The 25,295-nt window shown below is 65.1% G+C and carries 19 protein-coding genes; 11 read left to right on the forward strand and 8 right to left on the reverse strand.

From position 1 onward, the window contains the following. Window positions 1-86: 86 nt before the first annotated feature. The 4 genes from ABEA18_RS19735 to ABEA18_RS19750 all read right to left on the reverse strand — a co-directional run bounded on the left by ABEA18_RS19735 (window position 87) and on the right by ABEA18_RS19750 (window position 7,819). Complete coding sequence (locus ABEA18_RS19735) at window positions 87-584, reverse strand: HAD domain-containing protein (protein WP_345451989.1); 498 nt, start codon at window positions 582-584, stop codon at window positions 87-89. Between the two features lie 52 nt (window positions 585-636). Further along, on the reverse strand, window positions 637-4,788 hold the full coding sequence (locus tag ABEA18_RS19740; protein WP_345451991.1) for a Pls/PosA family non-ribosomal peptide synthetase: 4,152 nt from the start codon (window positions 4,786-4,788) through the stop codon (window positions 637-639). A 33-nt stretch (window positions 4,789-4,821) separates the two neighbouring features. Beyond that, window positions 4,822-6,240, reverse strand: a complete 1,419-nt coding sequence (locus tag ABEA18_RS19745; RefSeq protein WP_345451993.1) for a diaminobutyrate--2-oxoglutarate transaminase family protein — start codon at window positions 6,238-6,240, stop codon at window positions 4,822-4,824. A 112-nt stretch (window positions 6,241-6,352) separates the two neighbouring features. Continuing rightward, on the reverse strand, window positions 6,353-7,819 hold the full coding sequence (locus ABEA18_RS19750; RefSeq protein ID WP_345451995.1) for an aspartate kinase: 1,467 nt from the start codon (window positions 7,817-7,819) through the stop codon (window positions 6,353-6,355). A 167-nt stretch (window positions 7,820-7,986) separates the two neighbouring features. Between ABEA18_RS19750 and kynA the strand changes: the two genes are divergently transcribed. From kynA to ABEA18_RS19765, 3 genes are read left to right on the forward strand one after another with little or no spacing between them, the layout of a single operon-like run. Continuing rightward, the gene (gene kynA, locus ABEA18_RS19755) at window positions 7,987-8,871 is read left to right on the forward strand and encodes a tryptophan 2,3-dioxygenase (RefSeq protein WP_345451997.1); all 885 of its coding nucleotides are present in this window, start codon (window positions 7,987-7,989) and stop codon (window positions 8,869-8,871) included. 46 nt (window positions 8,872-8,917) lie between these two features. Then, entirely contained in the window at window positions 8,918-10,156 is a 1,239-nt protein-coding gene (gene kynU / locus ABEA18_RS19760) for a kynureninase (RefSeq protein WP_345451999.1), read from the forward strand. Then, window positions 10,153-11,007 (forward strand): PaaX family transcriptional regulator, encoded by an 855-nt coding sequence (locus ABEA18_RS19765; RefSeq protein WP_345452001.1) that lies wholly within the window; start codon window positions 10,153-10,155, stop codon window positions 11,005-11,007. The genes kynU and ABEA18_RS19765 overlap by 4 nt, the downstream gene beginning before the upstream one ends. Before the next feature lie 16 nt (window positions 11,008-11,023). Here the strand turns inward: ABEA18_RS19765 and ABEA18_RS19770 are convergent, their stop codons facing one another. Further along, entirely contained in the window at window positions 11,024-12,616 is a 1,593-nt protein-coding gene (locus tag ABEA18_RS19770; protein ID WP_345452003.1) for a S8 family serine peptidase, read from the reverse strand. A gap of 504 nt (window positions 12,617-13,120) precedes the next feature. Between ABEA18_RS19770 and ABEA18_RS19775 the strand changes: the two genes are divergently transcribed. From ABEA18_RS19775 to ABEA18_RS19795, 5 genes are all read left to right on the forward strand, one after another. Then, window positions 13,121-14,206 carry a LolA family protein gene (locus ABEA18_RS19775; RefSeq protein WP_345452005.1) on the forward strand — a complete coding sequence of 362 codons (1,086 nt, stop codon included), beginning with the start codon at window positions 13,121-13,123 and terminating at the stop codon, window positions 14,204-14,206. Then, complete coding sequence (locus tag ABEA18_RS19780) at window positions 14,203-15,189, forward strand: ABC transporter ATP-binding protein (RefSeq protein WP_345452007.1); 987 nt, start codon at window positions 14,203-14,205, stop codon at window positions 15,187-15,189. Before ABEA18_RS19775 ends, ABEA18_RS19780 begins: the two co-directional genes overlap by 4 nt. Window positions 15,190-15,265: 76 nt before the next feature. Then, window positions 15,266-16,066, forward strand: coding sequence for an ABC transporter permease (locus ABEA18_RS19785; protein ID WP_345452216.1), 801 nt, complete (start codon window positions 15,266-15,268; stop codon window positions 16,064-16,066). Between the two features lie 27 nt (window positions 16,067-16,093). Next, the gene (locus ABEA18_RS19790; RefSeq protein ID WP_059389303.1) at window positions 16,094-16,714 is read left to right on the forward strand and encodes an L-threonylcarbamoyladenylate synthase; all 621 of its coding nucleotides are present in this window, start codon (window positions 16,094-16,096) and stop codon (window positions 16,712-16,714) included. A 2-nt stretch (window positions 16,715-16,716) separates the two neighbouring features. Further along, the gene (locus ABEA18_RS19795; RefSeq protein ID WP_345452009.1) at window positions 16,717-17,382 is read left to right on the forward strand and encodes an alpha/beta hydrolase family protein; all 666 of its coding nucleotides are present in this window, start codon (window positions 16,717-16,719) and stop codon (window positions 17,380-17,382) included. 21 nt (window positions 17,383-17,403) lie between these two features. Here the strand turns inward: ABEA18_RS19795 and ABEA18_RS19800 are convergent, their stop codons facing one another. The 3 genes from ABEA18_RS19800 to hrpB form a co-directional block, all read right to left on the reverse strand. Then, a complete protein-coding gene (locus ABEA18_RS19800) occupies window positions 17,404-19,581 on the reverse strand; it encodes an elongation factor G-like protein EF-G2 (protein WP_345452011.1) in 2,178 nt (725 codons plus the stop codon). Between the two features lie 113 nt (window positions 19,582-19,694). Further along, window positions 19,695-20,447, reverse strand: coding sequence for a M50 family metallopeptidase (locus ABEA18_RS19805; RefSeq protein ID WP_345452218.1), 753 nt, complete (start codon window positions 20,445-20,447; stop codon window positions 19,695-19,697). 69 nt (window positions 20,448-20,516) lie between these two features. Further along, window positions 20,517-23,231, reverse strand: a complete 2,715-nt coding sequence (hrpB, locus tag ABEA18_RS19810) for an ATP-dependent helicase HrpB (protein ID WP_345452013.1) — start codon at window positions 23,229-23,231, stop codon at window positions 20,517-20,519. A 98-nt stretch (window positions 23,232-23,329) separates the two neighbouring features. Between hrpB and ABEA18_RS19815 the strand changes: the two genes are divergently transcribed. From ABEA18_RS19815 to ABEA18_RS19825, 3 genes are all read left to right on the forward strand, one after another. Continuing rightward, a complete protein-coding gene (locus ABEA18_RS19815; RefSeq protein ID WP_078108763.1) occupies window positions 23,330-23,515 on the forward strand; it encodes a hypothetical protein in 186 nt (61 codons plus the stop codon). Between the two features lie 269 nt (window positions 23,516-23,784). Further along, window positions 23,785-24,615: a slipin family protein gene (locus ABEA18_RS19820; protein ID WP_345452015.1), complete on the forward strand. Its 831-nt coding sequence runs from the start codon at window positions 23,785-23,787 to the stop codon at window positions 24,613-24,615. A gap of 193 nt (window positions 24,616-24,808) precedes the next feature. After that, window positions 24,809-25,237: a hypothetical protein gene (locus ABEA18_RS19825; protein ID WP_345452017.1), complete on the forward strand. Its 429-nt coding sequence runs from the start codon at window positions 24,809-24,811 to the stop codon at window positions 25,235-25,237. Window positions 25,238-25,295 lie beyond the last annotated feature (58 nt).

Here is a 25,295-nt window from a genome sequence, read left to right on the forward strand (position 1 = left end):
GGCGGAATTAACTATGGCGGGCGTGAAACCCTAAGAATCTTACGTGCCATTGCCGGCATGGCAAAACGTTGCGCGTTGGCCCAGAATCATCCAAGGAATTGCCGAACAGCCGCTATATCGCTGCGTGACAGGCCACTCCGCGGGTCCGGTGAGATCCAAAGCATACGGTTGCCGAGGAATTCGGCCCAGGACCTGGCCGCGGCTTCATGGTTCAGCTGATCGTCCATCCACACGATCCGCTCGGCTCCGGACTCTTGGACGTCCTTTTGCAGAACGTCCAGCTTCCACCAATCGGCGGTCTGGTCCCAACCATCGCTGGTCAGGACGGGCCAATGCTCACCGTGGAGGCCGATGGCCGGGCACAGGAACTCAGGGGCGAGCCGCTGCCACGTCGTCAGCCAGACAAACCTCGCCGCAGGATGAGCGGCCAGCTCATTGAGCTCGTCAACCAGTTCGGAGGCGTAAACGACGTCCAGGATCCCGGCGTCGGCGATTTTCCATTCAGTACCCCAATCGGTGAAGCCCATGGGACCGAAGGGGTTCACCACGCCGTCGACGTCCAGATACAGCGACACGCTGGTCATGCAGCCACCTCCTGGACGTGCGAACAAAGCCAGCGTAAGGCAAGCGCTGGTGTCAGCGCAGTCCGGGGACGGCTTGCCGGGTCAGCTCGCGTGCGGGATTGCCGCCGAAGATGCTGTTGGCCGGGACGTCCTCGCCTTTCATCAGGAACGAATCGGCTTCGAGTTGGGAACCCTCGTGCAGGGTGGTTCCATAGTGGACGAATGCGCCCACGCCGAGTGTGCACCCGGGCCCGATGTTGATCGCATCGAGTTTGAACGCGCCGTCCTCCATGGAGTGGCATTGCGCGACGGCGTATGCGTTGAGGGTGCAGTAATCCCCCACCGAGACGAGGGTCCTTTCCGGGATCCCGAAACCGTCGTCGAAGACCTTCTTGCCCATCCGGACCCCGAGGAGTCGCCAGATCACGGCTTTGAACGGCGTGCCGTTGAACATTTGCACAATGCCTCCGGCGCCGAGTTTCCAGAATCGCTCATGCCGCCAGAACGGCACTTCGTAGATGGAGCAAAAGGTGGGCGAAAGTCTTCCGAAGCCGAGGGATGCCCGCTCCACGAGGATCATCAGGGCGCCCGTGGTGATGACGATTGTTCCCAACGCGGCCACGGCAGCGAGCCCCGCTGCGGCGGGGAGGAGGGCCTGCGATGCCCAGGCGGCAACGAGGATCACGTACAGTTCGGCCCACCGCGCAAGCAGGTAGAAGATCACCGTCACGGTGTTGTGCAGGTTCTTTGCCGGGATCCGGCGCTTCAGTTCCGCTGCGGTCCTGAACCGATCAAAGGTGTTGTCACGGATCACGGTGCGCGGTATCTCAAAGGGCGGTGAGCCGAGGAGACCCACCCCCTCACGGAGCGGACCCTCCAAAGGCACCATCGTCTTCGTCCCCAGAAGGCAGTTGTCCCCCATCCTGGCGCCGGCGGGATAGGCAATGTTATTGCCGAAGAAGCTCCTCGCCCCGATGATGGCGGGCGTGAGGCGGAAAGCGGTGTTCGAGTAGTCGGCATTGATGATCGACAGGCCGTCCGAAACCATGGTGCCGCTGCCGACAGTAGTCAGGGTGGGGCTGTCATGCTTCAGCCCGACACCGAAATTGGATCCGGTCTGGACCAAGTCCGGCTGGTGGTAGCCGAGGACGTTCAGGTAGTAGACGATCAGGGAACTGTCTCCGGTCAGTTGGAGGAGGGCTTTGAGATTGCTCAGCCGCTGGGAGGTCCGCAGGAGCCCGAAGCGGACGCCGTAGAGGGGGTAGTCCTTGCCTGGAACCAGAAGCAACGCCAGCAGCCTGGGAACGGTGGCGGCGACGGCGAAGGCGCCCAGGATGCTGCCGAAAAGAAGGACCGCAGAGATCACCAGGAGCGCTTGCCAGAAAAGCGGCTTGGCCGGATTTGTTTCACCCGTGGGGAGGGAAGCGAGGACGACGTCGATGGCTGCAAGCCCGATGGACGACACCAGTACCACGTGGACCAGCAAGGTCCAGAAACTGAAGCTGGCCCGGCGGGCCGTCCCAGAGACGGATTGCCCCGCCCTGCGGTAGCTGCCGTCGGCGGGCTCGGCCGGTGAGCCGGCCCAGGCTCGGCCAGGTGGAACAATCTGGAAGCGATGCAGGCAGGAGCTGTGCCCCAATTGGGCGTCGTCGCCCATGGCCGTGTCGATGTCCAGCGTCGTCTGTTCGCCGATCAGGACGTTGCGGCCCAGGGTGACGGGCCCCGTCTGTATCCGGCCGGCGTGGGCGCGGTAGCAGTTGAAGGTGGAGTCCCTCCGGATCACGGTATCGGCCCCTACCGTCAGCAAGTCGGTGCAGGCCGGAATCCTTGACGAGAGGATCGTTACCCCTGGGCCGATCCTGGCCCCCAGGGCTTTGAGGTACAGGGGGAAGATCGGTGTCCCGACGAACAAGCGCGCAGGGCTTGTGTTGACGAGAGTCTTGACGAACCAGAAGCGGACATACCGCAAGGACCAGATGGGGAATTCCTCGGTTTTCCACCGGCCGATGAGCGCCCATTTGAGCGCAATGGGTATGACCGCCAAGGCCAGGAACGATATGGTGCCGACGACGACGGAGCGCGCCACGAGGACGCCGGGCTGCCGGGACCCGCCGATCCACTGCTCGCCGGTTACGGGGATGAGCAGCGCAACGTAGGCGTAGGCCAGGGCCGCCAACGCTTGCAAAACCCCGCACAGCAGGTACTGGGCAGTCCCCACGCGCAGGAACGGTTCCGCCGTCGCCGATTCCCGGCCCCCGACGTCGGCGCCCGCCAGCGACTCGTCGTTCTTGGCGTCGAGGGCGGCCGCCAAGGCGGCGATGGTCGGGTGTGCATATATTTCGCGCATTGAGACTGAGGGTGAGCCTGCTGCCTTGCGGACGTTGGCGCAGAAGTGAGCCATCAGCAGGGAGTTTGCCCCGAGGTCGTTGAAGAAGTGGGCTGTGGTGGAGACCGACGCGAGCTGGAGGGCCGTGGCCAAGGCCGGGGCGAGGATCCGTTCCGTAGGCGTCGCCGGCCCGGTGTCTGCGATGTCTGTACTGACCGCGCGCGGCCCGGTGGGATGTGGCAGCCTGCTGCGGTCCACTTTCCCGCTGACCATCATTGGCATGGTCCGAAGGGGCTGGAAATAGCCTGGCACCATGTAGGCGGGGAGCCGTTCGCGCAGCCAAGCGCGGATGTCGGTTCCTTCCACCTTGGGTGCGTTCTGATGCATCGTGAAGTAGGCGGCGAGTTCCGTGATTCCCGGCACGGGCTCCCAGGTCTTCACAACAGCCATCGCTATCCCGGGCATCTGCAGAAGAACGCTTTCGATTTCGCTCAGTTCAATCCGATAGCCCCTGACCTTCACCTGTGTGTCGGTGCGGCCGTGGTACTCGATTTCGTCGTGGTCATTGAACCGGCCGAGATCACCGGTGCGGTAGATGCGATGGGACGGGTTGTCCTCCAGGCCCAGGAAATCGGGAATGAATGCCTTTTCTGTTAGTTCGGGCCTGTTGATGTAGCCCCGGGCGAGCCCGACGCCTGCCAGGCCGATTTCGCCCAGCTCGCCGTGAGGCAGTGCACGGTCCCGGACGGGATCCAGGATGACTGCCGAATAGCCGGGCAGCGGTTTGCCGAGGGTTACGGGCTTGCCGGGCTCCGCCGTGCCCCAGGTGGCTGTCACCGTCGCTTCGGTGGGCCCGTAGACATTCAGGAAGCGCCGGCCGGGCCGGTGCCAGCGCTCCACAAGATCCTCCGGGCAGGCTTCACCGGAGACAAGCAGGAAGCGCAGCCCGGGCAAGTCTTCGTCGAGCGTGGCGAGCAGGGTCGGCACGCAGCAAAGGGCGGTGATGTGCCTGGCCTCGATGAACTCGGCAAGATCCGGCCCGAGGAGGTTGTTCCCGGGCGGGCGGGGCACCAAAGTGGCCCCGGCCATCCAAGGCACCCAGATTTCCTCCACGGAGAAATCAAAAGCCGTGGTCATCCCTTGGTAGACCCGGTCGCGGGAATCGTAGCCATAGGCTTCGGCGGCAATCCGCACGAAGTGGCAGATGCTGGCGTGGGCTATGGCCACTCCCTTGGGCCGTCCAGTGGATCCCGAAGTGTAGATGATGTAGGCCAATCCGTCGGCCGGGCCCATCTGCCCCGTCCACGCCAAGCGGGAGGATTCAAACGCGGCAATCCGGCGATCCTCCAAGTCCACGCGAACCGCAAGGTCCGCAGTCCCGGGCAGGAGGCTGTCCGCGAGGCGGGAGACCGTCAGGAGCATGGTGACGTCGGCGTCTTTGGCGATGTAGGCGATTCTCTCGGAAGGGAAGGCCGGGTCGAGGGGCACGTAGACACCATGGGCCTTGAGGACCGCAAGCATGCTGACATAGGACCGCACCGCGTCATCGAACAGCAGTGCGATTCTGTCGCCCGGGCGTACCCCGCGGGCAAGAAGGTAGCGGGCGAGCCGGTTGGCCCGGGCGTCGAGCTCTTGGTAGCTGAGCGAACCATCCGCTGTTTCCACGGCAGGATGACTGCTGCGGCCTTCGGCCCGTTGCCTGTCGCACCGGTTCTCGAAGAGCTCCTCAAGCCGCTCGCCGGGGCTCCACCGGATGGTGTTGCCGCGTGGGGTGCCGCCCGCCGTATTGACCCGCGAGGTGCCGACCAGGACCGGGGCACCGTCCTTCAGAAGGACCATAGACCGGGCACCCGTGGCCGCTCCACGGGAGGTCCGGCCCGGGTCCACATGCCTCCCCATATTCGCCTCCTCGTCCTGGCCTTGGGCGCGACCTTATCTGGCCGCGCCTGTCGTGGTCCTGTGTCCGGCAATGGCACGCTGGTCGGCAATGGAACTTTGTTCGGCGATGGCAGCCAGGAGGAGCCCGCAGGCGGTGTCGACAAGTTCTTCCGTGATGTTCAACGGAGGCAGGAGCCTGACCACGCAGTCGTCCCGGCCACCGCATTCGAGTATCAGGCCCAGATCCAAGGCATTTCGCTGCACTGCGCGGGCCAGCTCTCCGGCAGGACGCGCTGTTTCCGGATCGGCGAACTCGATTCCCCACATCAGGCCCCTGCCCCGCACTTCGCGCACCCAGGCATTGCCGGCCAAGGGCGCGAGAAGCCGGGCAATCTGCGCGCCGCGGCTCCGGACGTTGCCGAGCACGTCGTCGCGCCGGATGATCTCCACGGCTGCGGCACCCGCGGCGAAGGCCAGCTGGTTTCCGCGGAATGTCCCGGTGTGGGCGCCGGGGAGCCAGCGGTCGAGGTCCTTGTTGTAGATGATCAGGGCAACAGGGAGGCCGATTCCGCTGAGCGCCTTGGATGCGACGATGACATCGGGCTCGATCCCGTATTGCTCGAATGCGAACCAGGTTCCCGTGCGCCCGCACCCGGTCTGAATCTCGTCGATAATCAACGGGATGCCCAGCTCACGGGTCACCCTGCGCACTGTTCGCGCGAATTCCAGGGTGGCCGGTACAACTCCCCCCTCGCCTTGGACCATTTCCATGATGACGGCCGCGGGAAGCGGAATGCCTCCGAGCGGGTCTTTGAGGGAATGCTCGAGGAACAGGACGCAGTTGGTCGAACTGGTCTCCGGGTGCAGGCCTAGAGGACACTGGGCACAGTAGGAGTACGGAAAGAAGTGCACTCCGGGCATCCCGTTCGCCACCGGCTGCTTCTGTTCAACTAGTCCGGTCAACGCCATCCCCACTGCACTGCTGCCGTGGAATGCTCCCTGGAAGCACACGATGTCCGCGCGCCCGGTGGCCGTCTTGCATAGTTTGACGGCAGCATCGACGGCATTTGCGCCGGTCGGTCCGCAGAAATGGATCTTCATCCGATCGGCAAGTCCCCAGGGAAGCATGGACAGCTGCGCCGTCATGAAGGCGTCCTTCGCCGGCGTCGGGAAATCAAGTCCGTGGCTCAATCTCCGCAGCTGAGCGGCGACGACCTCCACCAGTTCGGGATGGCTGTGCCCGAGGGAGAGCACTCCGGCTCCGGCCAGGAAATCAATGAAGACGTTGTCATCGACGTCCCGCACAAAGGCTCCGGAGCCCTCGGCAATCGCGATGGGAAGATGCCGCGGATAGGTGCGGGCATTGGATTCGTTGAGTTCCTGGTGCGCCAGCAACTCGGCAGATCCGGGTCCTGGGAGGGGCCCGGTTACATGTGCCGAGGTCAAGGTAGCCTGCTGCGGGAGAGTGTTCATGGCGATCGGGTCCTTATCCCGGGGATCCGCGGAGGCGGATCAGTGATTGAGCGCTTCCCGCTGCCGTGCCTTGGCGACGCGGGGAGGATGGGGTGCCGGTGCTGCGGCCCCGCTACGGCGCTTTGGAGGCCTCCTGTCCTGCATGGTCCAGTCCTGCATGGTTCAGTCCTGCATGGTTCAGTCCTGCCTGGTCCAGTCCGAAGGCCAAGCGCACGGCGCGCTGTGCGTCCTCCAGCACATCCGAGCGAACAGCAACGTCGATGCGCATGTCCGACGCCGAGATCAACTCGATCTCGGCTCCCGCATCCGAAAGGGCTTTGAAGAGCCGCGAAAAGACCTGCGGGTCAGTGCGCATGCCGAGCCCGATCAGCGACAGCCTGCCGATCTGGCCGTCGTAGCGGAGGTCCACGAATCCAATGGCCGCCTGGGCAGCGGAGAGCGCTGCACGGACACGGAATCCGTCCAGGCCGGGCACCGCGAGCGAAATGTCGCTCCCGCCGGCGCGCGCGGACGAGGTGTTTTGAACGGCCATCTCAACCTGGGCGCGCTCATCGGCAAGAAGCCCGAAGATCTCTGCGGACTTTCCCACGCCGTCCGCGACGCCCATTAACGTCAGCTTCGCCACGGAGTTGTCGCACAGAACTGCAGAGACCACGGGCTGCTCAACGGCTGGAGCCCGCTCCCAGACCGGCTTGTGGTCCCATTCCGCTTCCTGGTCCCGGCCTGGCAGAATCATGGTTCCGATGCTCCTGTTGAAGGAGGAGCGCACGTGGATGGGGACGCCAAACCGGCGGGCATACTCAAGGCATCTGGCATGCACGACTTTGGAACCGGACGCAGCCAGCTCCAGCATTTCCTCGTTTGAAATAGTGTCGATTTTCCGCGCGCGGGGAACGACCCGCGGGTCCGCCGTATAGACGCCATCGACGTCGGTATAGATCTCGCACATTCCGGCGCCCAACGCGGCAGCCAAGGCGACGGCAGTGATGTCCGAACCGCCCCGGCCCAGGGTGGTGACCTCTTTCTTCTTGAGGCCCTTGCCCTGGAAACCAGCGACGATGGCGACTTCTTCGCGCTTCAGGCAAGCGCGGATATGGTGCGGGTCAACGTTGACGATGTGCGCCTTGCCGTGGATGCCATCGGTTATCAGTCCGGCCTTTTTTCCGCTGAAGGTCCGGGAAGGAACACCCAGGTCGGCCAATGCAATCGCCAGGAGCGTCACCGAGATCCGTTCACCCGTTGTCAGCAACGTGTCGAGCTCACCGGCGGGAGGGCTGGGGCTCAGGGATACGGCCAGGTCAAGCAGTTCGTCGGTGGTGTCACCCATGGCCGAAACCACGACGACCAGCGGGTGGCCGGCCGCCCGGGTCTCCGCGATCCGCCGGGCCACTCGTTTGATGGCTGCTGCATCGGCTACGGAGGAGCCTCCGTATTTCTGCACTATGAGGTCCCGGGCCCGAAGCTTGGTACGCGTGCGTAGCGCCATCTTTTCGAGACCGGGGAAGCGTTCTGGTCCGTCCACCTCCGGATGCTGACTGTCTGCTGGTACATCCCGGATGCTGACTGTCTGCTGGTACATGGAGCCTCCTGGAGCCCGCATACCCCCTTGCCGATCTTACAACGTATAGACCTCGCGGGCGGTTCACCTAGGCAACAAAAAACTAACCCTTGGAACGCCACCGGGAGCCAGTGCTTCGCGGAAATTCACTATCTTGACGTTCGTCACAAGAGTGATACTCTCAATGCATGGAAAACAGCACCGGCAACTCCGAAGCGAGCATCAGGGGCCAAAACATCAGGCCGATCGAGGATTCGGTCCGCACCGACTTCAGCCAGGCCATGTCCTACGGCGGGTACCTGGACCTGGACCGCCTGCTCACGGCCCAGCACCCGTTGAGCACGCCGGAACACCATGACGAATTGCTGTTCATCATCCAGCACCAGACCAGCGAACTGTGGCTCAAGCTCGTCCTGCATGAACTCCTCGAAGCCCGCCGGCTCCTTGATGCGGACAACCTGGCCAAGGCCCTCAAATGCATCGCACGTGTCAAGGCGATCCAGCGCACCATGACCGAACAGTGGTCTGTCCTGGGCACGCTCACTCCCCGCGAGTACTCCGAATTCCGGCGCTTCCTGGGCAGCTCGTCAGGCTTCCAGTCCCACCAGTACCGGGCCGTCGAATTCCTGTTGGGCAACAAGAACCGCGGCATGCTCCGGGTCTTCGAGAGCGATCCGGCGGCGCACAGCCAGCTCAGCACGCTCCTGGAGGAGCCGACGCTTTACGACGCCTTCCTCGCCGTGCTGGCGCGGGCCGGTTATGCCGTTCCCGCCGAAATCCTGGAACGTGACACCAGCGAACCGTGGACGTTCCGGAAGGACCTCGTCCCGGTCTTCCAGGAGATCTATGAATCGGAAGCTACGCCCTGGGGTTTCTACGAAGCTTGCGAAGACCTCGTAGACATCGAGGACAACTTCCACGCCTGGCGCTTCCGCCATTTGCGTACGGTGCAACGGACCATCGGATTCAAGGTGGGCACGGGAGGCTCGTCGGGCGTCGACTTCCTCAAGCGGGCCCTTGACCTCACCTTCTTCCCGGAGCTCTACGCCGTCCGCACCGAGATCGGCAACTGAACAGCAACCCCGTTCCAGCAACCCCAAAGTTTTCTTCAGGAGAGACATGAACAGCGCGCACCAAACTCAACGGCCGACGTCGGACGAGCTCGACGCAGCGGATCCCCTCGCCGGGCAGCGTGAGGCCTTTTACGCCCCGGCGGACGGCCAGCTCACCGCATACCTCGACGGGAACTCGCTCGGCAGGCCGCTCAAAGCGACGTCGGCGAAGCTCGCGTCCTTCGTCGAAGAGGCGTGGGGCAGCCGCCTCATCCGTGGTTGGGACGAACAGTGGATGGACGAGCCCACCACGGTGGGCGACCGGATCGGCGTCGTCACCCTGGGGGCGGCCGCCGGCCAGGTCACCGTGGGAGATTCCACGTCCGTGATGCTCTACAAGCTCATCCGGGCAGCGGTCGACGCCCAACCGGGCCGCGATGAGATCGTCGTGGACCGGGACAACTTCCCCACGGACCGTTTCATCATCGAGGGCATCGCCGCGGAGAAGGGCGCCACCATCAAGTGGGTCGCTTCAAATCCGGCCAGCGGCGTCCGGACCGCAGACCTCGAAAGACTGCTGAGCGAGCGGACCGCCGTCGTCGTACTCAGCCACGTCGCTTACCGTTCCGGTTTCCTGGCGGATGCCGCGGCGATCACCGCGATGGTCAAGGAAGCCGGTGCGCTCATGCTCTGGGACCTGTGCCACTCCGTAGGCTCGGTGCCCCTCGAACTCGACGCCTGGGGTGTGGACCTTGCCGTGGGTTGCACCTACAAATACCTCAATGGCGGCCCGGGCTCCCCCGCGTTCGCCTACGTCCACGCTTCGCAGCAGGACCGCCTGCAACAGCCGATCTGGGGCTGGATGGGCGCCGACAACCCCTTCGGCATGACGGAAAGCTACAAACCGGCACGAGGGATCCGAAGCTTCATCACCGGCACTCCCCCGGTGCTGGCCATGCAACCGCTCAAGGACATGGTTGAGCTGATCGCATCAGTGGGCATGGATGCCGTGCGGGAGAAGTCCATCAAGCTGACGGAGTACGCAATCGCCTTGGCTGATGACATGCTGGTGCCCCTCGGCGTCGAAATTGTCAGCCCGCGCAACACCGCGGAGCGTGGCTCGCACATCACGGTGGACCATCCCTTGTTCGCCGAGGTGACCCAGACACTCTGGGAACGCGGTGTCATTCCCGATTTCCGTCCCCCGCACGGACTGCGGATCGGTCTCTCACCGCTCAGCACCAGCTACGCGGAGGTTGAGCTGGGAGTGGCCGCCATCCGGGACGCCCTCACCGAACTCCTGTGAGCGCTGTTCTCGACGACATGGACTCCCGGCCCGGGAGTACCACGTCGTTGCTTCGCACTGTCATCGGCCTGTATCTGCGCGATGCCGGCGGGTGGATGTCCACGAGGCACATCATCGCCCTCATGGAGGCTCTTGATGTAACGGCGGCTGTTTCCCGGACCGCATTGTCACGGTTGAAGAAGAAGGAAATCGTCGTTCCTCAGCTGCGTCATGGTGTTCCCGGCTTTGCTGTCACCGAAGGCGCCGCATCGATGCTCGCCCGCGGCGACAGGCGGATATTCAACCCGCGCCACATGTCCGCCGCGGACCGCTGGTGCCTCGTGTCCTTTTCCATTCCGGAGACGGAACGGGAAAAGCGGCACCAATTGCGGCGGCGATTGCACTGGATCGGCTGCGGCACGGTGGCAGCCGGGCTGTGGATCTGCCCGGATTCGCTTCGGGAGGAAGTAGAGGAAATCCTGGAAGACCTGGAGCTGCGCGGCATGGCTACGCTCTTCGTCACGGACACTCCACTGGTCGGCGGCAGCCTCCGCGATGCCGCATCCGCATGGTGGGACCTGGATGCCGTGGCAGAACTGCATCGCGACTTCATCCGGCATCATGGTTCCGCGGCTGGCGACGACGGGCCGGGTAAAGGTTCCGACGACGGCCCGGCCTCGGCCGGAACCTTCGCGCGTTATGTCCGATGCATTGACCGCTGGCGGATCATTCCGTACCTGGATCCGGGACTGCCGGCGGATTTCCTTCCCGGGGATTGGCCCGGAATGGCTGGAATCGCCCTCTTCGAGCGCCTCGGTTCCGCTTATTCACGGCCGAGCGCGGACTTCGTGCGGAGGACGCTGGAAGGGTAGCGGGACGGGTTCCTCCTCAGCCGTAGCTCACAGTCGTTCCCGTTGCGGGGGACCATGCGATGCGCCCGCCCTGGTAGTTCTGCACCACCCCGCCGTTTCCGGCTGGGTATTCGTTCGTCGTCGGGTAGCCGAGCGGGCCGTTCTCGTAACCGGTTGCCGCCCAAGCCGCACGGATTCCCCCGAGACTCACGTGCGCCCCGGTCGCAGGAGACCAGACAATCGCACCCCCCTGATACATCTGGTAACAACCGCCGTCCCGCAGCCCGCACACTTCGTTCGTGGTCGGGTAGCCGAGCGGGCCGTTCTCGTAACCGGTTGCCGCCCAAGCCGCACGGATTCCCCCGAGACTCACGTGCGCCGCGGTCGCAGGAGACCAGACAATCGCACCCGCCTGATACATCTGGTAACAACCGCCGTCCCGCAGCCCGCACACTTCATTCGTCGTCGGGTAGCCGAGCGGACCGTTCTCATAACCGGTAGCAGCCCAAGCCGCACGGATTCCCCCCACACTCAGGTGCGCCCCGGTCGCAGGAGACCAGACAATCGCACCCCCCTGATACATCTCGTAGCAACCATCGTTGCGCAATCCACAGACCATCACAGAGGCCGCTGCACCGACACTTGGGGACGCGGCAGCCGCCGTCGTGATCGCCGTCGCAGCGTCAACAGAGACAGGTGAGGGTACCGTCGAAAACAGCAGGTGGTTCGGAGTGCCCGGGCTGGAGCCGGAAACGACGCCGGACGAGGCTTCTGAAAGCAGGAGCGTCCCGACGGCGGACGGAGACAACCGCGGGTACAAGGACAGCAGGGCCGCCACTGCGCCCGTGACGTGCGGAGCCGCCATAGACGTTCCGCTCATGACGGCCGTGGCGGTGTTCGATGCGATCCCAGCTGACGTGATGCCCACTCCTGGAGCATAAAGGTCGACGCAGTTGCCGAAGTTGGAGAAGGACGCCTGCCGGTCCGTGGAGTCGCTCGCGGCGACGGTAAGGGCGTCCAGGACCCGTGCAGGGGAAGTATTACAAGCGTCTGTCGTGGCATTGCCTGCCGCGACGACCGCAGTGATGCCCTTGGAGATGAGCCCCTGCACCGCGGCGTCGACCATGGGGCTGGGAGGGCCGCCGATACTCATATTGGCCACGGCCGGTGTACCGGCAACGTGGTTTGCCGCAACCCAATCGAGTCCGGCAATCAAGTCGGAGGTGTACCCGCTGCCCGTACAGTCGACGACGCGCACGGGCACAATCGTGGCACTTTTGGCAACTCCGTACGTCTGGCCCGCGACAATTCCGGCGACGTGGGTGCCGTGGCCATCGCAGTCGTTTGTTCCCTGGCCGTCGGCTATCGCAGTCCAGCCGCTTGCCACCCTGCCACCGAATTCGGTGTGGCTTGCAAGCACCCCACTATCGATCATGTAGGCGACTACCCCGGCACCCGAAGCAACGGGGGTATAGGTGCCGGATAACGGCAGGGTGCGCTGGTCGATCCTGTCCAATCCCCACGGCGCGCCTTGCTCGGTAGCCGACACCTTGAGCGGTGCGTCAACCTCGACGGCGGCAACCTGTCCGGAACGCTTCAGCTCATCCGCTTGGGCCGGCGTGGCGGTCACGACGGCCCCCTGCATCGCATTCGTAAAAGTCCTTGCGACCGTGACGTTGCTGGAACGCAAGGATTGCGCCCCCGCCGCGGCATCCGTTCCAGCCGCATACTTCACGATGTAGCGGGAATGTCCATCATCCTTCGCACTGCTTGCCAGGTTTGATGGGATCGGCGAGGCGGCCCCCGCGGAGACTCCGGAAAAGGCCACAGCGAAGGTAGCCAGCAGCAGCGACAGGATATGACGAGAAACGGACGCGGAACGAATTTTGGACTTCCTTCAGGTGTCGGGCCGGACGCTCAAACCAGGAGCTAGCTGGACCAAGCTTAGTTCGCGCAAACCCCTCAATGAGGAAACTGCGGTGATCCTTGGTTGAACTTTGGATTCTTCGGGAAAAGTCGGGGACGGCCCGAAGTGAAAATATTCCCGCCTCAACGAGGCACGTGATCACTCCGGACACCAGGCGTACTCTGGAAGCATGAACTTCGCCGATGGTGGATGGTTCGCGAGGTTGCCATGACCCGCTCTTGGTTGCGTTGGTTGCCTGCTGCGCTGGTTCCGGTAGCGCTTGCTGCGGCTGCCCTGGCTGGTTCCTACCAGGCAGGGGCCGCGACGAGCCTGCCGCACAAAACGGCAGAGGAAATTATCGCGATGATCGGCCGCGCCGACGTCCATGCCTTGTCCGGAACCCTCCAGCAGAGTTCCGAAATGGGACTCCCCCAGCTCCCCTCCGTCGGGCCAACTGCAACCCAGGGTCCGGCGTCGGTCATCGAGCTTTTGAGCGGTTCACACACGGTCCGGGTCTACCTGGACGGCCCCGCCAAGGCAAGGTTCCAGGTGATGGACATGCTCGCCGAGCGCGACCTCGTCCGCAACGGCAACGATCTCTGGCTCTACAACTCGGCCGACAACAGTGCGGCGCACATGACGATGCCCGCCGAACCGGCCCGCGCTGCGGCCCCGCACGCGACGCCGACTCCCGGAGCGGTCACGCCTGATGTCGTCGCGCAGCACTTCCTCGCCGCCGTCGGGCCTACAACAGACGTGACAGTGGGCGACGGAACCACGGTGGCCGGGCGCACGGCCTACCAATTGGTGATCAAGCCGCGCAGTACCGGCACGCTGGTCGATTCCGTGACAGTCGCCGTCGACTCCGCCTCCGGCCTGCCGCTCGGCGTGGACGTGCGGGCACGGGGCCAGGCCGCAGCGGCCTTTTCGCTCGCGTTCACTGACTTGAGCTTGTCGGCGCCCGACGCCGCCCTGTTCAGTTTCACTCCGCCCCGCGGTGCCGCCGTGGAGGAGAAGGCACCCCCGCAACCGCGTGCCCTCCCCGGTAAGACCGGGCAGGCACCGCAGGGAAAGGCAACAGCGGGCCGGCCAACGATCACAGGCACCGGTTGGGACACAGTGATCGCCCTGCCCTCGGGCACGGTTCCCACTGATGTCCGCTCGGCTCCGATGTTGGCCCAGCTCACCCAGCCGGTCGCGGGCGGCCGTGCGCTGACGACCAGCCTGGTAACTGTCTTGGTGCTCGACGACGGCCGCGTGTTCGCGGGAATGGTGCCACTCGAGCGGTTGCAGTCCGCAGCCGCCACGAAATGACGGAGGCGGCCGCGCCAGCTGAACTGGCGATCGAGACCCAAGGCCTGAGCAAGCGCTTCGGGCACCGGGCCGCCGTCGACGGCGTTGACCTTGCAGTTCCCCGCGGTTCGGTCTTTGGCTTCCTTGGTCCAAACGGCTCCGGCAAGACCACCACCATCCGGTTGCTGCTTGGCTTGGCGGCCGCCACGAACGGCCACATCCGGGTACTTGGCGGCGAGATGCCGCGCCAACTTGCAACGGTGCTGCCCAATGTGGGCTCGCTGGTGGAAGGCCCGGCCTTCTACCCTTTCCTGTCCGGGGCGGCGAACCTTCGGCGCTTGGACAGCGCCGATCTTCATGCCTCGCCGCGGACCCGGGCCTCGCGGGTGGATGACGCGCTCGAGAGGGTGGGGTTGTCCCATGCCGCAGCTAAGAAAGTCCGCGCCTATTCCTTCGGGATGAAGCAGCGGCTGGGGATTGCGCATGCCCTGCTGCGTCCGAGGGAACTGCTTGTCCTCGATGAACCCACCAACGGCTTGGATCCGCAAGGGACCCGGGAGGTGCGCAGCCTGGTCCGCTCACTGGCCGCGGGGGGCACGACAGTGTTCGTTTCCAGCCATCTCCTCGCGGAAGTGGAACAGATGTGCACCCATGTGGGAGTCATGAGTGTGGGCAAGCTCGTGGCGCAAGGAACCCTGCACGAACTGCGCGCCGCGGGAAAGGCAACGATCCGGCTCCACACGCCCGATATCGAAGCCGCCGTGCGTGTCCTCTCCAGGCTCGGCCTGCAATCGGAACTGTCAGTTCCGCCGCCCGGCTCGCACGGTGCCGACGGCCAGAGCCTCGTCAGCACCGGCCCGCCGGGATACGAGGTGGCTCCCGAGGCGATCGTGGCTGCCCTCGTGTCCGACGGCGTCCGGGTGCGGGGCTTCGGCGTGGAGGACGCCAGCCTGGAGGAGCGCTTCGTCTCCCTGACCGGAGAAGGTTTCGACATTGCCGGCTGAACACGAAACCGAAGTCACGACTGCCGCGCCGGGAAGCCCGGTAACAAACACCCGGCCATCAAGCTCGTGGTCGCTCATGGCCTCCGAGCTCTCGGTGCTGTTCAGGCGGCTGCGGACATGGGCCATGCTCCTCGCGCTCGCGGCGATCCCCCTCCTCATCGCCGCGGCGGTCAAGCTGAGCTCGCATCCCGTGGCGCCGGGGCGCGGTCCGCCGTTCCTTGATCGCATCACCCAAAACGGGCTTTTCGTCGGCGTCACGGCAATGATCGTCTCCGTGCCCTTGTTCCTTCCCCTCACGATCGGAGTGGTGGCCGGCGACACGATTGCCGGAGAAGCGAACCTTGGCACGCTCAGGTACTTGCTCGTCGCCCCGGCGGGACGCGTCCGCCTCTTGCTGATCAAATACGCGTCTGCCGCGACGTTCTGCCTGGCAGCAACCCTTACGGTGGCCGCCGCCGGCGCGCTGGCCGGCGTCGCACTCTTCCCGGTGGGTCCCGTCACCCTGCTCTCCGGCGACACTATCGGCGTCGGCGAATCAGTAGTGCGTTCCCTGCTGATTGCTGCATACATCGCAGTGTCCTTGTTGGGTCTGTCCGCAATCGGGCTGGCGATTTCCACTTTTACGGACGTGCCGGTCGGAGCCATGGCTGCAACCATAGTGTTGTCCGTTGTGTCGCAAGTGGCCGACAACCTTCCGCAACTGGAGTGGCTGCACCCGTGGCTGTTCAGCCATTACTGGTTGGGTTTTGCCGATCTCTTGCGCCAACCCATCTCATGGACGAGCTTCGGCGACAATGCCCTGCTGCAGGCGGGCTACATCGTGGCGGCCGGAGCGCTGGCTTATGGCAAATTCACGAGCAAGGATGTCCTGTCCTGAAGTAGGGCCTGCCCGTAAGCTCGTGGCATGGCAAGATTCTTCGATGTTCACCCGCAGGACCCCCAACCACGTGCAATTGCCCAGGTGGTGAATATCCTCCAGTCCGGCGGGCTCATCGCCTACCCCACCGATTCCTGCTACGCTCTCGGCGCGCAAATCGGCAACAGGGAAGCCCTCGATCGGATCCGCTCGATCCGGCAGCTCGACAGCAAGCACCATTTCACCTTGGTCTGCAAGGATTTCGCGCAGCTCGGGCAGTTCGTCATGATCGACAACGATGTCTTCCGAAGCATCAAGGCCGTGACGCCGGGAAGCTACACGTTCATCTTGCCGGCCACGAAGGAAGTGCCGCGCCGTCTCCTGCACCCCAAAAAGAAGACGGTAGGCGTGCGGATTCCGGACCACAATTTTGTCCAGGCACTGCTGGCCGAACTGGGCGAACCACTTCTTTCCAGCACCTTGCTGCTCCCCGACGAGGAGGAACCCTTGACCCAAGGCTGGGAAATCAAGGAACGACTGGACAATCTGGTCGAAGCGGTGATCGATTCCGGAGACACCGGCGCAGAGCCCACAACCGTGGTGGACTTCTCGAGCGGCACGGCGGAAGTAGTCAGGCGCGGCACCGGCGATCCCTCCCGATTCGAGTGAGCATGAGCATCGCCGAATCCCATGTCACGATCGACGTCGACGGTACGGCGATCTCGGGTATCTACGCCCGGCCGGACAAACCGATCGCGACCCTCGTTCTTGCCCACGGAGCCGGTGCGGGCATGGAGCATCCGTTCCTGGGCGGCCTCGCGCATGCGCTAAATGACGACGGCGTCGCGACTTTGCGCTTCAACTTCCCCTACCGGGAAGCCGGCAAGCGGTTCCCCGACCGGCCGCCTGCCGCGATCGCGACATGGCGGGCCGTCATGGCGGAAGCGGCGTCCCGTTCAGAGGGCGAACCGTTGTGGGCAGCCGGCAAGTCCTTCGGCGGTCGCATGGCGTCGATGGCAGTCGCCGAAGGCATGCCCGCCGCGGGACTCGTCTATCTCGGCTACCCGCTGCACCCGCCTGGAAAACCGGAGAAGCTCCGCGATGAGCACCTCTATGGGCTCACGCTGCCCATGCTCTTCCTACAGGGAACCCGCGACACCTTCGCGACGGCCGAGCTGCTCGAAAGCGTGGTGGCCCGGATCGGACCCACCGCAACGATCGAGTGGTGGGACGGCGGTGACCATTCCTTTGACCGCGTGGGAGTCAAGAAGAGCGCTGCGGAGGTGGGGGCCTCATTGGCGGCTCCGGTGTCGGCGTTCCTTCGTAAGAACCGCTGAGCTGGAAGCAGACGCTGAGCCTCAGGCTTTCGCCGAGGCAACGGCGATGCCGGGCGGCAGCGGCTCGTGCCGCAAGTACTCCCGGCGGAATCGTCCGCTGCCCGCCGTCAGTCCCCGCAGCACGATCGCGTACCGCAGCAGTTCCTGTTCCGGGACTTCGGCGCTGATCTCAGTGCGCTCTCCGCCCACGGATGTCGTGCCGGTGACGCGTCCGCGGCGTGAGGACAGATCGCTCATGACCGCACCCACATGCTCGTCGGCCACAAGGACCGTCACGGCCGAAATCGGTTCAAGGAGTTGAATGCTCCCCGCCGCCGCGGCCTCCCGCAAGGCCAACGCGCCCGCGGCCTGGAAAGCCGCGTCCGACGAATCGACGCTGTGGGTCTTGCCGCCTACCAGGGTCACCCTGATGTCGACCACGGGGAAACCCGCGCGCACCCCTTTGCTCATCTGGGCCCTGACGCCTTTCTCGACCGACACAACATACGTTCCCGGGATGACCCCGCCAACAATCCTGTCGACGAACTCGAAGCCTCCCCCGCGTTCCAGGGGTTCCACTTCGATATCGCAAATCGCGTACTGACCGTGGCCGCCGGATTGCTTGACGTAGCGCCCGTGGCCGGCGGCCTGGGCGGAGAAGGTCTCCCTGAGGGGCGTGATGACGTCCACGGTCTGCAGCTTCACCCCCTGCTCCCGCAAGCGGTCGAGAACTGCCTCCGAGTGGGCCTCGCCCATGCACCACAGGACCAGCTGGTGCGTCTCGGAGTTGCGCTCCACCCTCAGGGTCGGATCTCCTGCGGCCACCTTCGCCAGGCTCTTCGACAGGGCGTCCTCATCGCCGTGCGAGGCCGCTTCGATCGCCACAGGCATCAGCGGCTCGGGCATGTCCCAGGTTTCCACGAGCAATGGAGCCTCGCGTGCGGAAACCGTGTCTCCCGTCTCGGCGCTCGCCACCTTCGCCAGCGCGCAAATATCCCCGGCAACGGCGAACTGTACCGGCCGAAGGCTGGACCCCAACGGAGAGTAAAGGTGCGTGATCCGCTCGTCACTGTCGTGGTCGGGGTGGCCGCGCTCGGCCAGGCCGTGCCCGCCGACATGCACGGCAGAGTCCTCGCGAAGCGTCCCTGAGAAGACACGGACGAGGCACACGCGTCCCAGGAACGGGTCAACCGTAGTCCGCACCACTTCGCCAAGGAGCGGACCGTCGGGATCGCACGCCAGGGGTTCCATGGGCGTCCCGCCCAGGTCAGTAACCGTCGGGAGGCTTCTCTCAGTCGGAGGCGGAAACGCGCGGGTCAGCACCTCCAGCAGTTCGGCCGTGCCGACTCCGGTCACGGAGGAGCTTGCCAGTACCGGAAAGAACGTCCCCCGGACGATCGCGGTTTCCAAATCCTCCACGAGGGTATCGATGGGGATCTCCTCGCCGCCGAGGTACCGGTCCATCAAGGTCTCATCCTCGCTCTCGGAGATGATGCCCTCGATGAGTTCACCTCGGACACCGTCCGCGCCGGCCAGTTCCGCCGCTGTCGCAGCCCGGACCGCAGGCCGTGGTTCCCCGGGGGTGTACTCCGACACCGAGCCCGAAAGCAACCCGAGCACCCCCGAAACAGCGTCAGCGTTTCGGACCGGCAAATGAAGGGGCAGGACGGAATCGCCGAAGGCGGACCGGCATTCGGCCAGGACGGCATCGTAGTTCGCCCGGGGATGGTCAAGCCGGCTGATGACGACTGCCCGGGGCATGCCAACGCGCTCGCATTCACCCCAGAGGGCGGTGGTTCCGGCGTCGACTCCGTCAACGGCCGACACTACGAACAACGCCGCATCCGCAGCGCGCAGTCCCGCGCGCAGCTCGCCCATGAAATCGGCGTAGCCCGGGGTGTCGAGAAGGTTCACTTTGACGTCGTCAAAGACCAAGGGCGCCGCGGACAGCCCGATGGACCGCTGCTGGTGGATGGCCGTCGCCTCCGAGTCGCTCACGGTGGTGCCATCCACGATCGAACCCATGCGGGTCACCACCCCGGCAGCGTAAAGGAGTGATTCGAGCAGCATCGTCTTTCCCGCGCCCGAGCGGCCAATCAGGACGACGTTGCGGATGTTTTCGGGCCGATCGGCCGGCGCCGAGGAAGGGTCCGCCCGTCGAAGATCGGGGTTGGTCCGGTTCGACCCCTTCGTCGCACTGCCTGGGCCTTTCACCGACATGAGCACCTCCTGGAGTAGAAGCCGGATCCCCCGCGTCCTTTGCTAACCGATTCCACACCCTGGACCGGCGCACGGCAAGAGCAATCGACCCAGTCTGTGCCGAAACCGCAGGCTTAGGAGAGCATGCCCCACACCATGCGAAGGGAAAAGACCGCGCTTGCTGCGATGACAACAGCGAAAGCCACCAGCCACAGCAAGGACGGTACCCCCGTGGACCGGGCCAGGAGGTAGGCATCCGACGACGCGAGCCGGTCCCGCCGACGGGTGTGGACCGAAGCCACCTTGAACCAGTCCCGCACCGCCCCCACCTCGAGGGCTATGCCGAGTCCGAGCACCACATGGCTCACCGTCGAGGCAGTGGCGAACATGACAAGCAACTGGGCAATCGCCGCGCTGAGGAGCGCCACGAAGACTCCAGTGAAGTTCCGTAGAAAGATCAGTGCGATCAGCAATACCAGCGCGCCGATGGACATGGCCGCCCCGGACCGCCCTGCCGACACGGACCAGATGAGCGCCACACCTACCACCGCGGGACTCGGATATCCCCAGAAACCGGACCAGGCTGCGCCGAATTTACCGCGCCCGCTGCTCAGGAGCTGTCCCGAGTGGTCCAGCCCGATCTTGAGCCCATGGACGATCCGCCCCGTCATCAGGGCGGCGAACGCGTGGCCAAGTTCATGCACGAAGGTCACGTAAAGGCCAAACCAACGCCAGGTGGCCCGCGGGATACTCAATACAACGGCCGCAGCCAGGATGCCGAACACCACCGGGGTCGCAAGATTCGGGACCTCTTGGGTGGTGAATCCCCGCAGCACGGCCTGCCACCAGTCGTTGGCAAGGTCGGCGGGACGCAATTCCATGTTCATCACCGTCGCATCCTAAAGAAAGAGCCTGTGAATGCCACCCAGAAGGCTGGAACCGCCTGCGAGCCGAGGTCACATCTTCCGTTTGGTCTTGGCCGTGGCGGGCGCGGTCCACGGATCTTCGGGCCAGGGATGCTTCGGATAGCGGCCGCGCATTTCCGCACGGACCTGGGCGTAGGGGCCGGACCAAAAAGAAGCCAGGTCGTCTGTCACGGCCAGCGGCCGCCTGGCTGGAGAAAGCAGGTGGAACAGCACCGGCACGCGTCCGCCTACCAAACGCGGCGTCGCAGCCCAGCCGAAGCACTCCTGCAGCTTCACGGCGACAACCGGCCGGCCGTCGTCGTCGGCGGCGTCCGGATAGTCGATCCGCACCCGCGAACCGCTCGGCACCTCGAGCCATTCCGGCACCAGTTCACCGAGCCGGGCCGCTTCCGGCCACGGCAAAAGCCGCCGCAACGGCTCGGCCAAGTCGATCCCGCTCGTCGCAGCGCCTCCGGCGAGCGCTTCGAGCTCCGGTGCCAGCCACCTCTCCAACCGGGCCAGCAACGCAGGTTCGGAGACGTCCGGCCATGGATCGCCCAGTTCCCTGTGCAGTAAAGCCAATCGCCGGCGCAACGCATCGGCAGCCGGCGACCATCCAATGGTCCCCAGACCTTCCTTCGCCAGCGCGTGGGCTACGGCGACGCGCCCGTCGTCGATGGAGGGCCGCACGGGCGTCGACGAAAGCAGGATCGCTCCCAGCCGCCGTTCTTGCCTGGCGGTGACGCGGCCTTGTTTGAATTCGGCTTGCACCGCGTCGCCCAGTAGGTGGCTGGCGGCAGCTTCCGCCGCATCCGCCGCCAATGGCGCTGCGGAACGGATGACGGCGCCGGTCCCTGCCGCGTCCCGGCCCTCCGCGCGGGACACTTCGGCGACGGCGAGCCATTCGTGGCCGGTGAGCGGACTGCCAGCCGGCAGCCCGGCCCGTGTCCCGGATGTCAGCAGGTAGCGTTCAGCACCGGTGCCTGGAACGCGGCGCGCCACACGGTCCGGGAACGCGAGCGCGACGACGAACCCCAAGGCCTCGGCGGGGCTCGCCGGGGAAGACAAGCCCGGCGATGCGGTCCGGGAAGGCCCGACGGCGGGCCCCTCTTGGCGTGCGATCGCCTCCATCCGGCGGACATCCTCGGCCCAACGCCGGGCTCCGGGATCCTTGCTTGTCCGGAGTGTGGCCAGGAGGCGCGTCAGGTCAGCCCCCGGAGCCCGTTGATCCCCTGCCACGAGGGCGACGGCCTCGGCAGCCGCGCGGTGCCCGACAGCGGCGGCACCATCCAGCAGCGCGCGGGCCAGTCGTGGATCGGCGGGGATCCTGGCCAGGGTCTTTCCCACGTCCGTGGCTAGTCCGTCAGGCTCGATCGCACCGAGTTCCCGCAGCACTTCGATGGCATCGTCCATCGCTGCTTGGGGCGGCGCGTCCGGAAGTGCGAGCCCCCGGCCACCCGGCGATCCCCAACAGGCCAGGACGAGCGCGGCGCCCGTCAGGTCGGCGGCCGCAATTTCCGGTGTGGGGTGGGCCGGCGCGGCTCCGTATGCTTTTTGCTCGTAGCAGCGGACCACTCGTCCTGGCCCTTGGCGTGCAGCGCGTCCGGCGCGTTGTTCGGCGGACGCACGGGAGCACGAGACGGTGACCAAGCCGGACATGCCGCGGTTGGCGTCACGCCGCAGTTCACGGGACAGGCCCGAGTCGATGACCAGCCGCACTCCCGGAACTGTCAGGGAGGATTCGGCCAGGGCAGTCGAGACGATAATCCGGGGAGATCCGCCGGGCTCGCGGCCGGAGACCGCCCGGTCTTGTTCCGCCGGGCTTGCCTGGCCGTGAAGCTCCAATACCTCCGCGCCCGGTACCCTCGCAGCGAGGCCGGCGCGCAGCCGGGAAGCGACATATGAGACTTCCCACGCACCCGGGACGAACACCAGGGCGTCGACGTCCGGATTGGCTGCGAGCGTGTCCGAGTACGACGCCGTGGCAGTCTCCGCCACATGGTTCAGAAAGGCGCGGGTCACGCCGCGTCCGTCCAACCGTGGACCTGCCGCGGGCGCCCAGTCCACCGTCAAGGGATGCAGCGCGGACGGACAGTCGACGACGGGTGCCGGCCTGCCGCCGTCGTGCTTTCCGTCTGTTCCTTCTCCGATGCCTCCAATCAGCGCGGCAAACCGTGGCGCGTCGAGGGTTGCCGACATCGCGACGAGGGTGAGGTCGTCCCGCAGCTCGCGGACCTCGATGAGCATTCCGAGCAACAGGTCTGTCTCCAGGCCGCGTTCGTGAACCTCGTCCAGGATCACAGCGCTGGCGGTCTCAAGCCCCGGATCTGCGAGTAGGCGGCGCAGCAGGATTCCGGGAGTGACGAACTCGATGATGGTCCCCGGAACAGTCTGGCTTTCGCCGCGGACCGTGTAACCGACGCGCTCGCCGAGGCGGCTGCCGTCGAGGGCGGCGAGGCGTCGAGCGGCGGAGCGCGCTGCGACCCGTCGTGGTTGGGTCACGATCACGCGGGGGCGCTCTTTCCCGGCGGCGGCGCCGGCCGGGATGTCGGCGAGCGCGATATTGGCAAGCAAAGGCGGCACGAGCGTCGTCTTGCCGGTCCCCGGAGGCGCTTGCACGACGGCGGTTCCTGCCGTTCCTCCCGCACCGAGGGCTTTGGCGAGTTCCCCTAGCGATTCTCCGAAGACGAGTCCCGCGCCGATCGTGTCCAGGTCGAAAGGGCGGTATGCGAGCGCGGCGTTCCGGGGAACGAGTGGGGATTTCACTCCTCCATTGTGCCTATATGCTGATCCGCCCCTGAAAGGTGGACTGCTTGCCGAATCGGGAGGACGATTAAAGGGCAGTTGCTAGAAGGAGGTCTGTGATGTGCTACGGCTACAACAAGGATTTCCGGCGGGACACCAGGAAAGATGCCTCACAGGAACCTGAGGAACGCCCTGAGCCCAAGGTCGACGCGAAGGACTTCATGTTCTGGGCCTTCCCACGCCGCCACCGTGAGTTCACGAACGATCCGGAGCCGGTTATCGACCGGACCCGCGAAAGGGTCTAAGCCACGAAATTGAAAGGAACGTCCCAGAGGGGCGTTCCTTTCGTTTGTCTGACCACGTCAATTCCCTTGGATCAGGCGCCCCTCGAACGACCGCGAAGGTGGGCGGGCAGGCCCTACAACTCGGCGAATCCAAGGTATTTACTGGAGATACAACGTAAGCGGGTTCGCCTGCCTCGCTGCGGAAATTGGGCTCCCTTTTCCCTCCACTGCCACCGAAGGATCTCCGCCATGAACGCATCAGCACTAAGCGACGAAGCCGGTGGGCGGCCATGACAGCGGACGCCATCACTTGGCTCATTGTCTTGATTGTCCTGCTGGTCATCTGGTTCGCGATGGCCGTCCACATTGTCACCCAGTATGAGCGCGGTGTCCTGTTGAGGCTTGGGAGGGTCCAGGGCCTCCGGACGCCGGGGCTTGTGATCATCATTCCGTTTGTCGACCGGCTAAGGAAAGTCTCTCTGCGGATCATCACCATGCCTATCCAGTCCCAAGGCATCATCACCCGGGACAACGTCAGCCTGGACATTTCCGCCGTCGCGTATTTCCGGGTGGTGGACGCCATCAAGTCGGTCCTCGCCATCGAAAACGTCTACGCCGCAATCGACCAGATCGCACAAACCACGCTGCGCAAAGTAGTGGGCCAGCACACCCTCGACGAGACGCTCGCAGAAACGGATGTCATCAATGCCAACATCCGCCAGATCCTTGATGGACTGACCTTGGAATGGGGCGTCGAAGTGACCCTCGTGGAACTCAAGGACATCCAGCTGCCGGACAGCATGAAGCGCGCCATGGCCCGCCAGGCCGAGGCCGAGCGTGAGAAGCGCGCCAAGATCATCGCCGCCGAAGGCGAGTCTTTGGCCGCCGCCGCTCTGGGCATGGCTTCCGACACCATGATGGCCCACCCCTTGGCCCTGCAGTTGCGCAACCTGCAGTCCATGGTGGAGATCGGCGTGGACAAGAACACCACAGTCGTCTTCCCGGCGCCCTTGATGAGCACCATCGGCGAGCTCGGAGCGTTCCTTGCCCGCGAAGCGGCCGCCGCAAAAGCCGCGCAACCACCGAGGACCATGACGGGACGGACTATGGCGGCGGGATAAACCTGGCGACCACCGAGGACCATGACGGGACGGACTATGGCGGCGGGATAAACCTGGCGACCACCGAGGACCATGACGGGACGGACTATGGGGGCGGAAAAACAGCCAGGGTGAAACTGAACGGTGCCTACGCTCGTTGAACCCGTCGTATAGCCTGAGGACCGAGCGTACAAGCCACAGAAGGAGGAAGACCATGACCGACCCCCTACGGGGCCGCGCCACCGCCTTCCTCCTCCGCATCGGCCTGTTGGCAGGACTGCTGTCGATCATCGCCGGAATCCTCGGGATGCATGTCATGGCGGGTGGGCACAGCATGCACGCCACCGCCGCGATGAGCCCGGGCGTCATCGTGAGCCAAGCCTCCGTCGTTAGCCAGCAAGCAGTCCACCACGCGGCTTCGCCGCCCACACCGTCTTGCACAAGCTCGGGCACCTGCACGGAGATGTCTGCCCTGCACGCCGTCTGCGTGCCTGCGCCGGGCCATAACACGCTGACAGCACCCCTACCCGGCGTCCCGCCCTATGCCAATGCGGTCACGGCCGAGGCTGGCGCCCAAGTCCCCGGCTACTCGCACCGCCCGGGAAGTCCTTCCCCGGGCGATCTCTGCATCAGCCGCACGTAGAATCCACAGCCGCACCGGGCCGCCAGCCCGCTGCACAAGACTCCACCCTGACGCGCCG

Source organism: Arthrobacter gyeryongensis, from assembly GCF_039543785.1.
Taxonomy (GTDB): Bacteria; Actinomycetota; Actinomycetes; order Actinomycetales; family Micrococcaceae; genus Arthrobacter; species Arthrobacter gyeryongensis.

Coding starts and splice junctions, on each gene's coding strand:
- ABEA18_RS19735 (WP_345451989.1), bottom strand. CDS start 584: ATGACCAGCGTGTCGCTGTATCTGGACGTCGACGGCGTGGTGAACCCC.
- ABEA18_RS19740 (WP_345451991.1), bottom strand. CDS start 4,788: ATGGGGAGGCATGTGGACCCGGGCCGGACCTCCCGTGGAGCGGCCACG.
- ABEA18_RS19745 (WP_345451993.1), bottom strand. CDS start 6,240: ATGAACACTCTCCCGCAGCAGGCTACCTTGACCTCGGCACATGTAACC.
- ABEA18_RS19750 (WP_345451995.1), bottom strand. CDS start 7,819: ATGTACCAGCAGACAGTCAGCATCCGGGATGTACCAGCAGACAGTCAG.
- kynA (WP_345451997.1), top strand. CDS start 7,987: ATGGAAAACAGCACCGGCAACTCCGAAGCGAGCATCAGGGGCCAAAAC.
- kynU (WP_345451999.1), top strand. CDS start 8,918: ATGAACAGCGCGCACCAAACTCAACGGCCGACGTCGGACGAGCTCGAC.
- ABEA18_RS19775 (WP_345452005.1), top strand. CDS start 13,121: ATGACCCGCTCTTGGTTGCGTTGGTTGCCTGCTGCGCTGGTTCCGGTA.
- ABEA18_RS19780 (WP_345452007.1), top strand. CDS start 14,203: ATGACGGAGGCGGCCGCGCCAGCTGAACTGGCGATCGAGACCCAAGGC.
- ABEA18_RS19785 (WP_345452216.1), top strand. CDS start 15,266: ATGGCCTCCGAGCTCTCGGTGCTGTTCAGGCGGCTGCGGACATGGGCC.
- ABEA18_RS19790 (WP_059389303.1), top strand. CDS start 16,094: ATGGCAAGATTCTTCGATGTTCACCCGCAGGACCCCCAACCACGTGCA.
- ABEA18_RS19795 (WP_345452009.1), top strand. CDS start 16,717: ATGAGCATCGCCGAATCCCATGTCACGATCGACGTCGACGGTACGGCG.
- ABEA18_RS19800 (WP_345452011.1), bottom strand. CDS start 19,581: ATGTCGGTGAAAGGCCCAGGCAGTGCGACGAAGGGGTCGAACCGGACC.
- ABEA18_RS19805 (WP_345452218.1), bottom strand. CDS start 20,447: ATGAACATGGAATTGCGTCCCGCCGACCTTGCCAACGACTGGTGGCAG.
- ABEA18_RS19815 (WP_078108763.1), top strand. CDS start 23,330: ATGTGCTACGGCTACAACAAGGATTTCCGGCGGGACACCAGGAAAGAT.
- ABEA18_RS19820 (WP_345452015.1), top strand. CDS start 23,785: ATGACAGCGGACGCCATCACTTGGCTCATTGTCTTGATTGTCCTGCTG.
- ABEA18_RS19825 (WP_345452017.1), top strand. CDS start 24,809: ATGACCGACCCCCTACGGGGCCGCGCCACCGCCTTCCTCCTCCGCATC.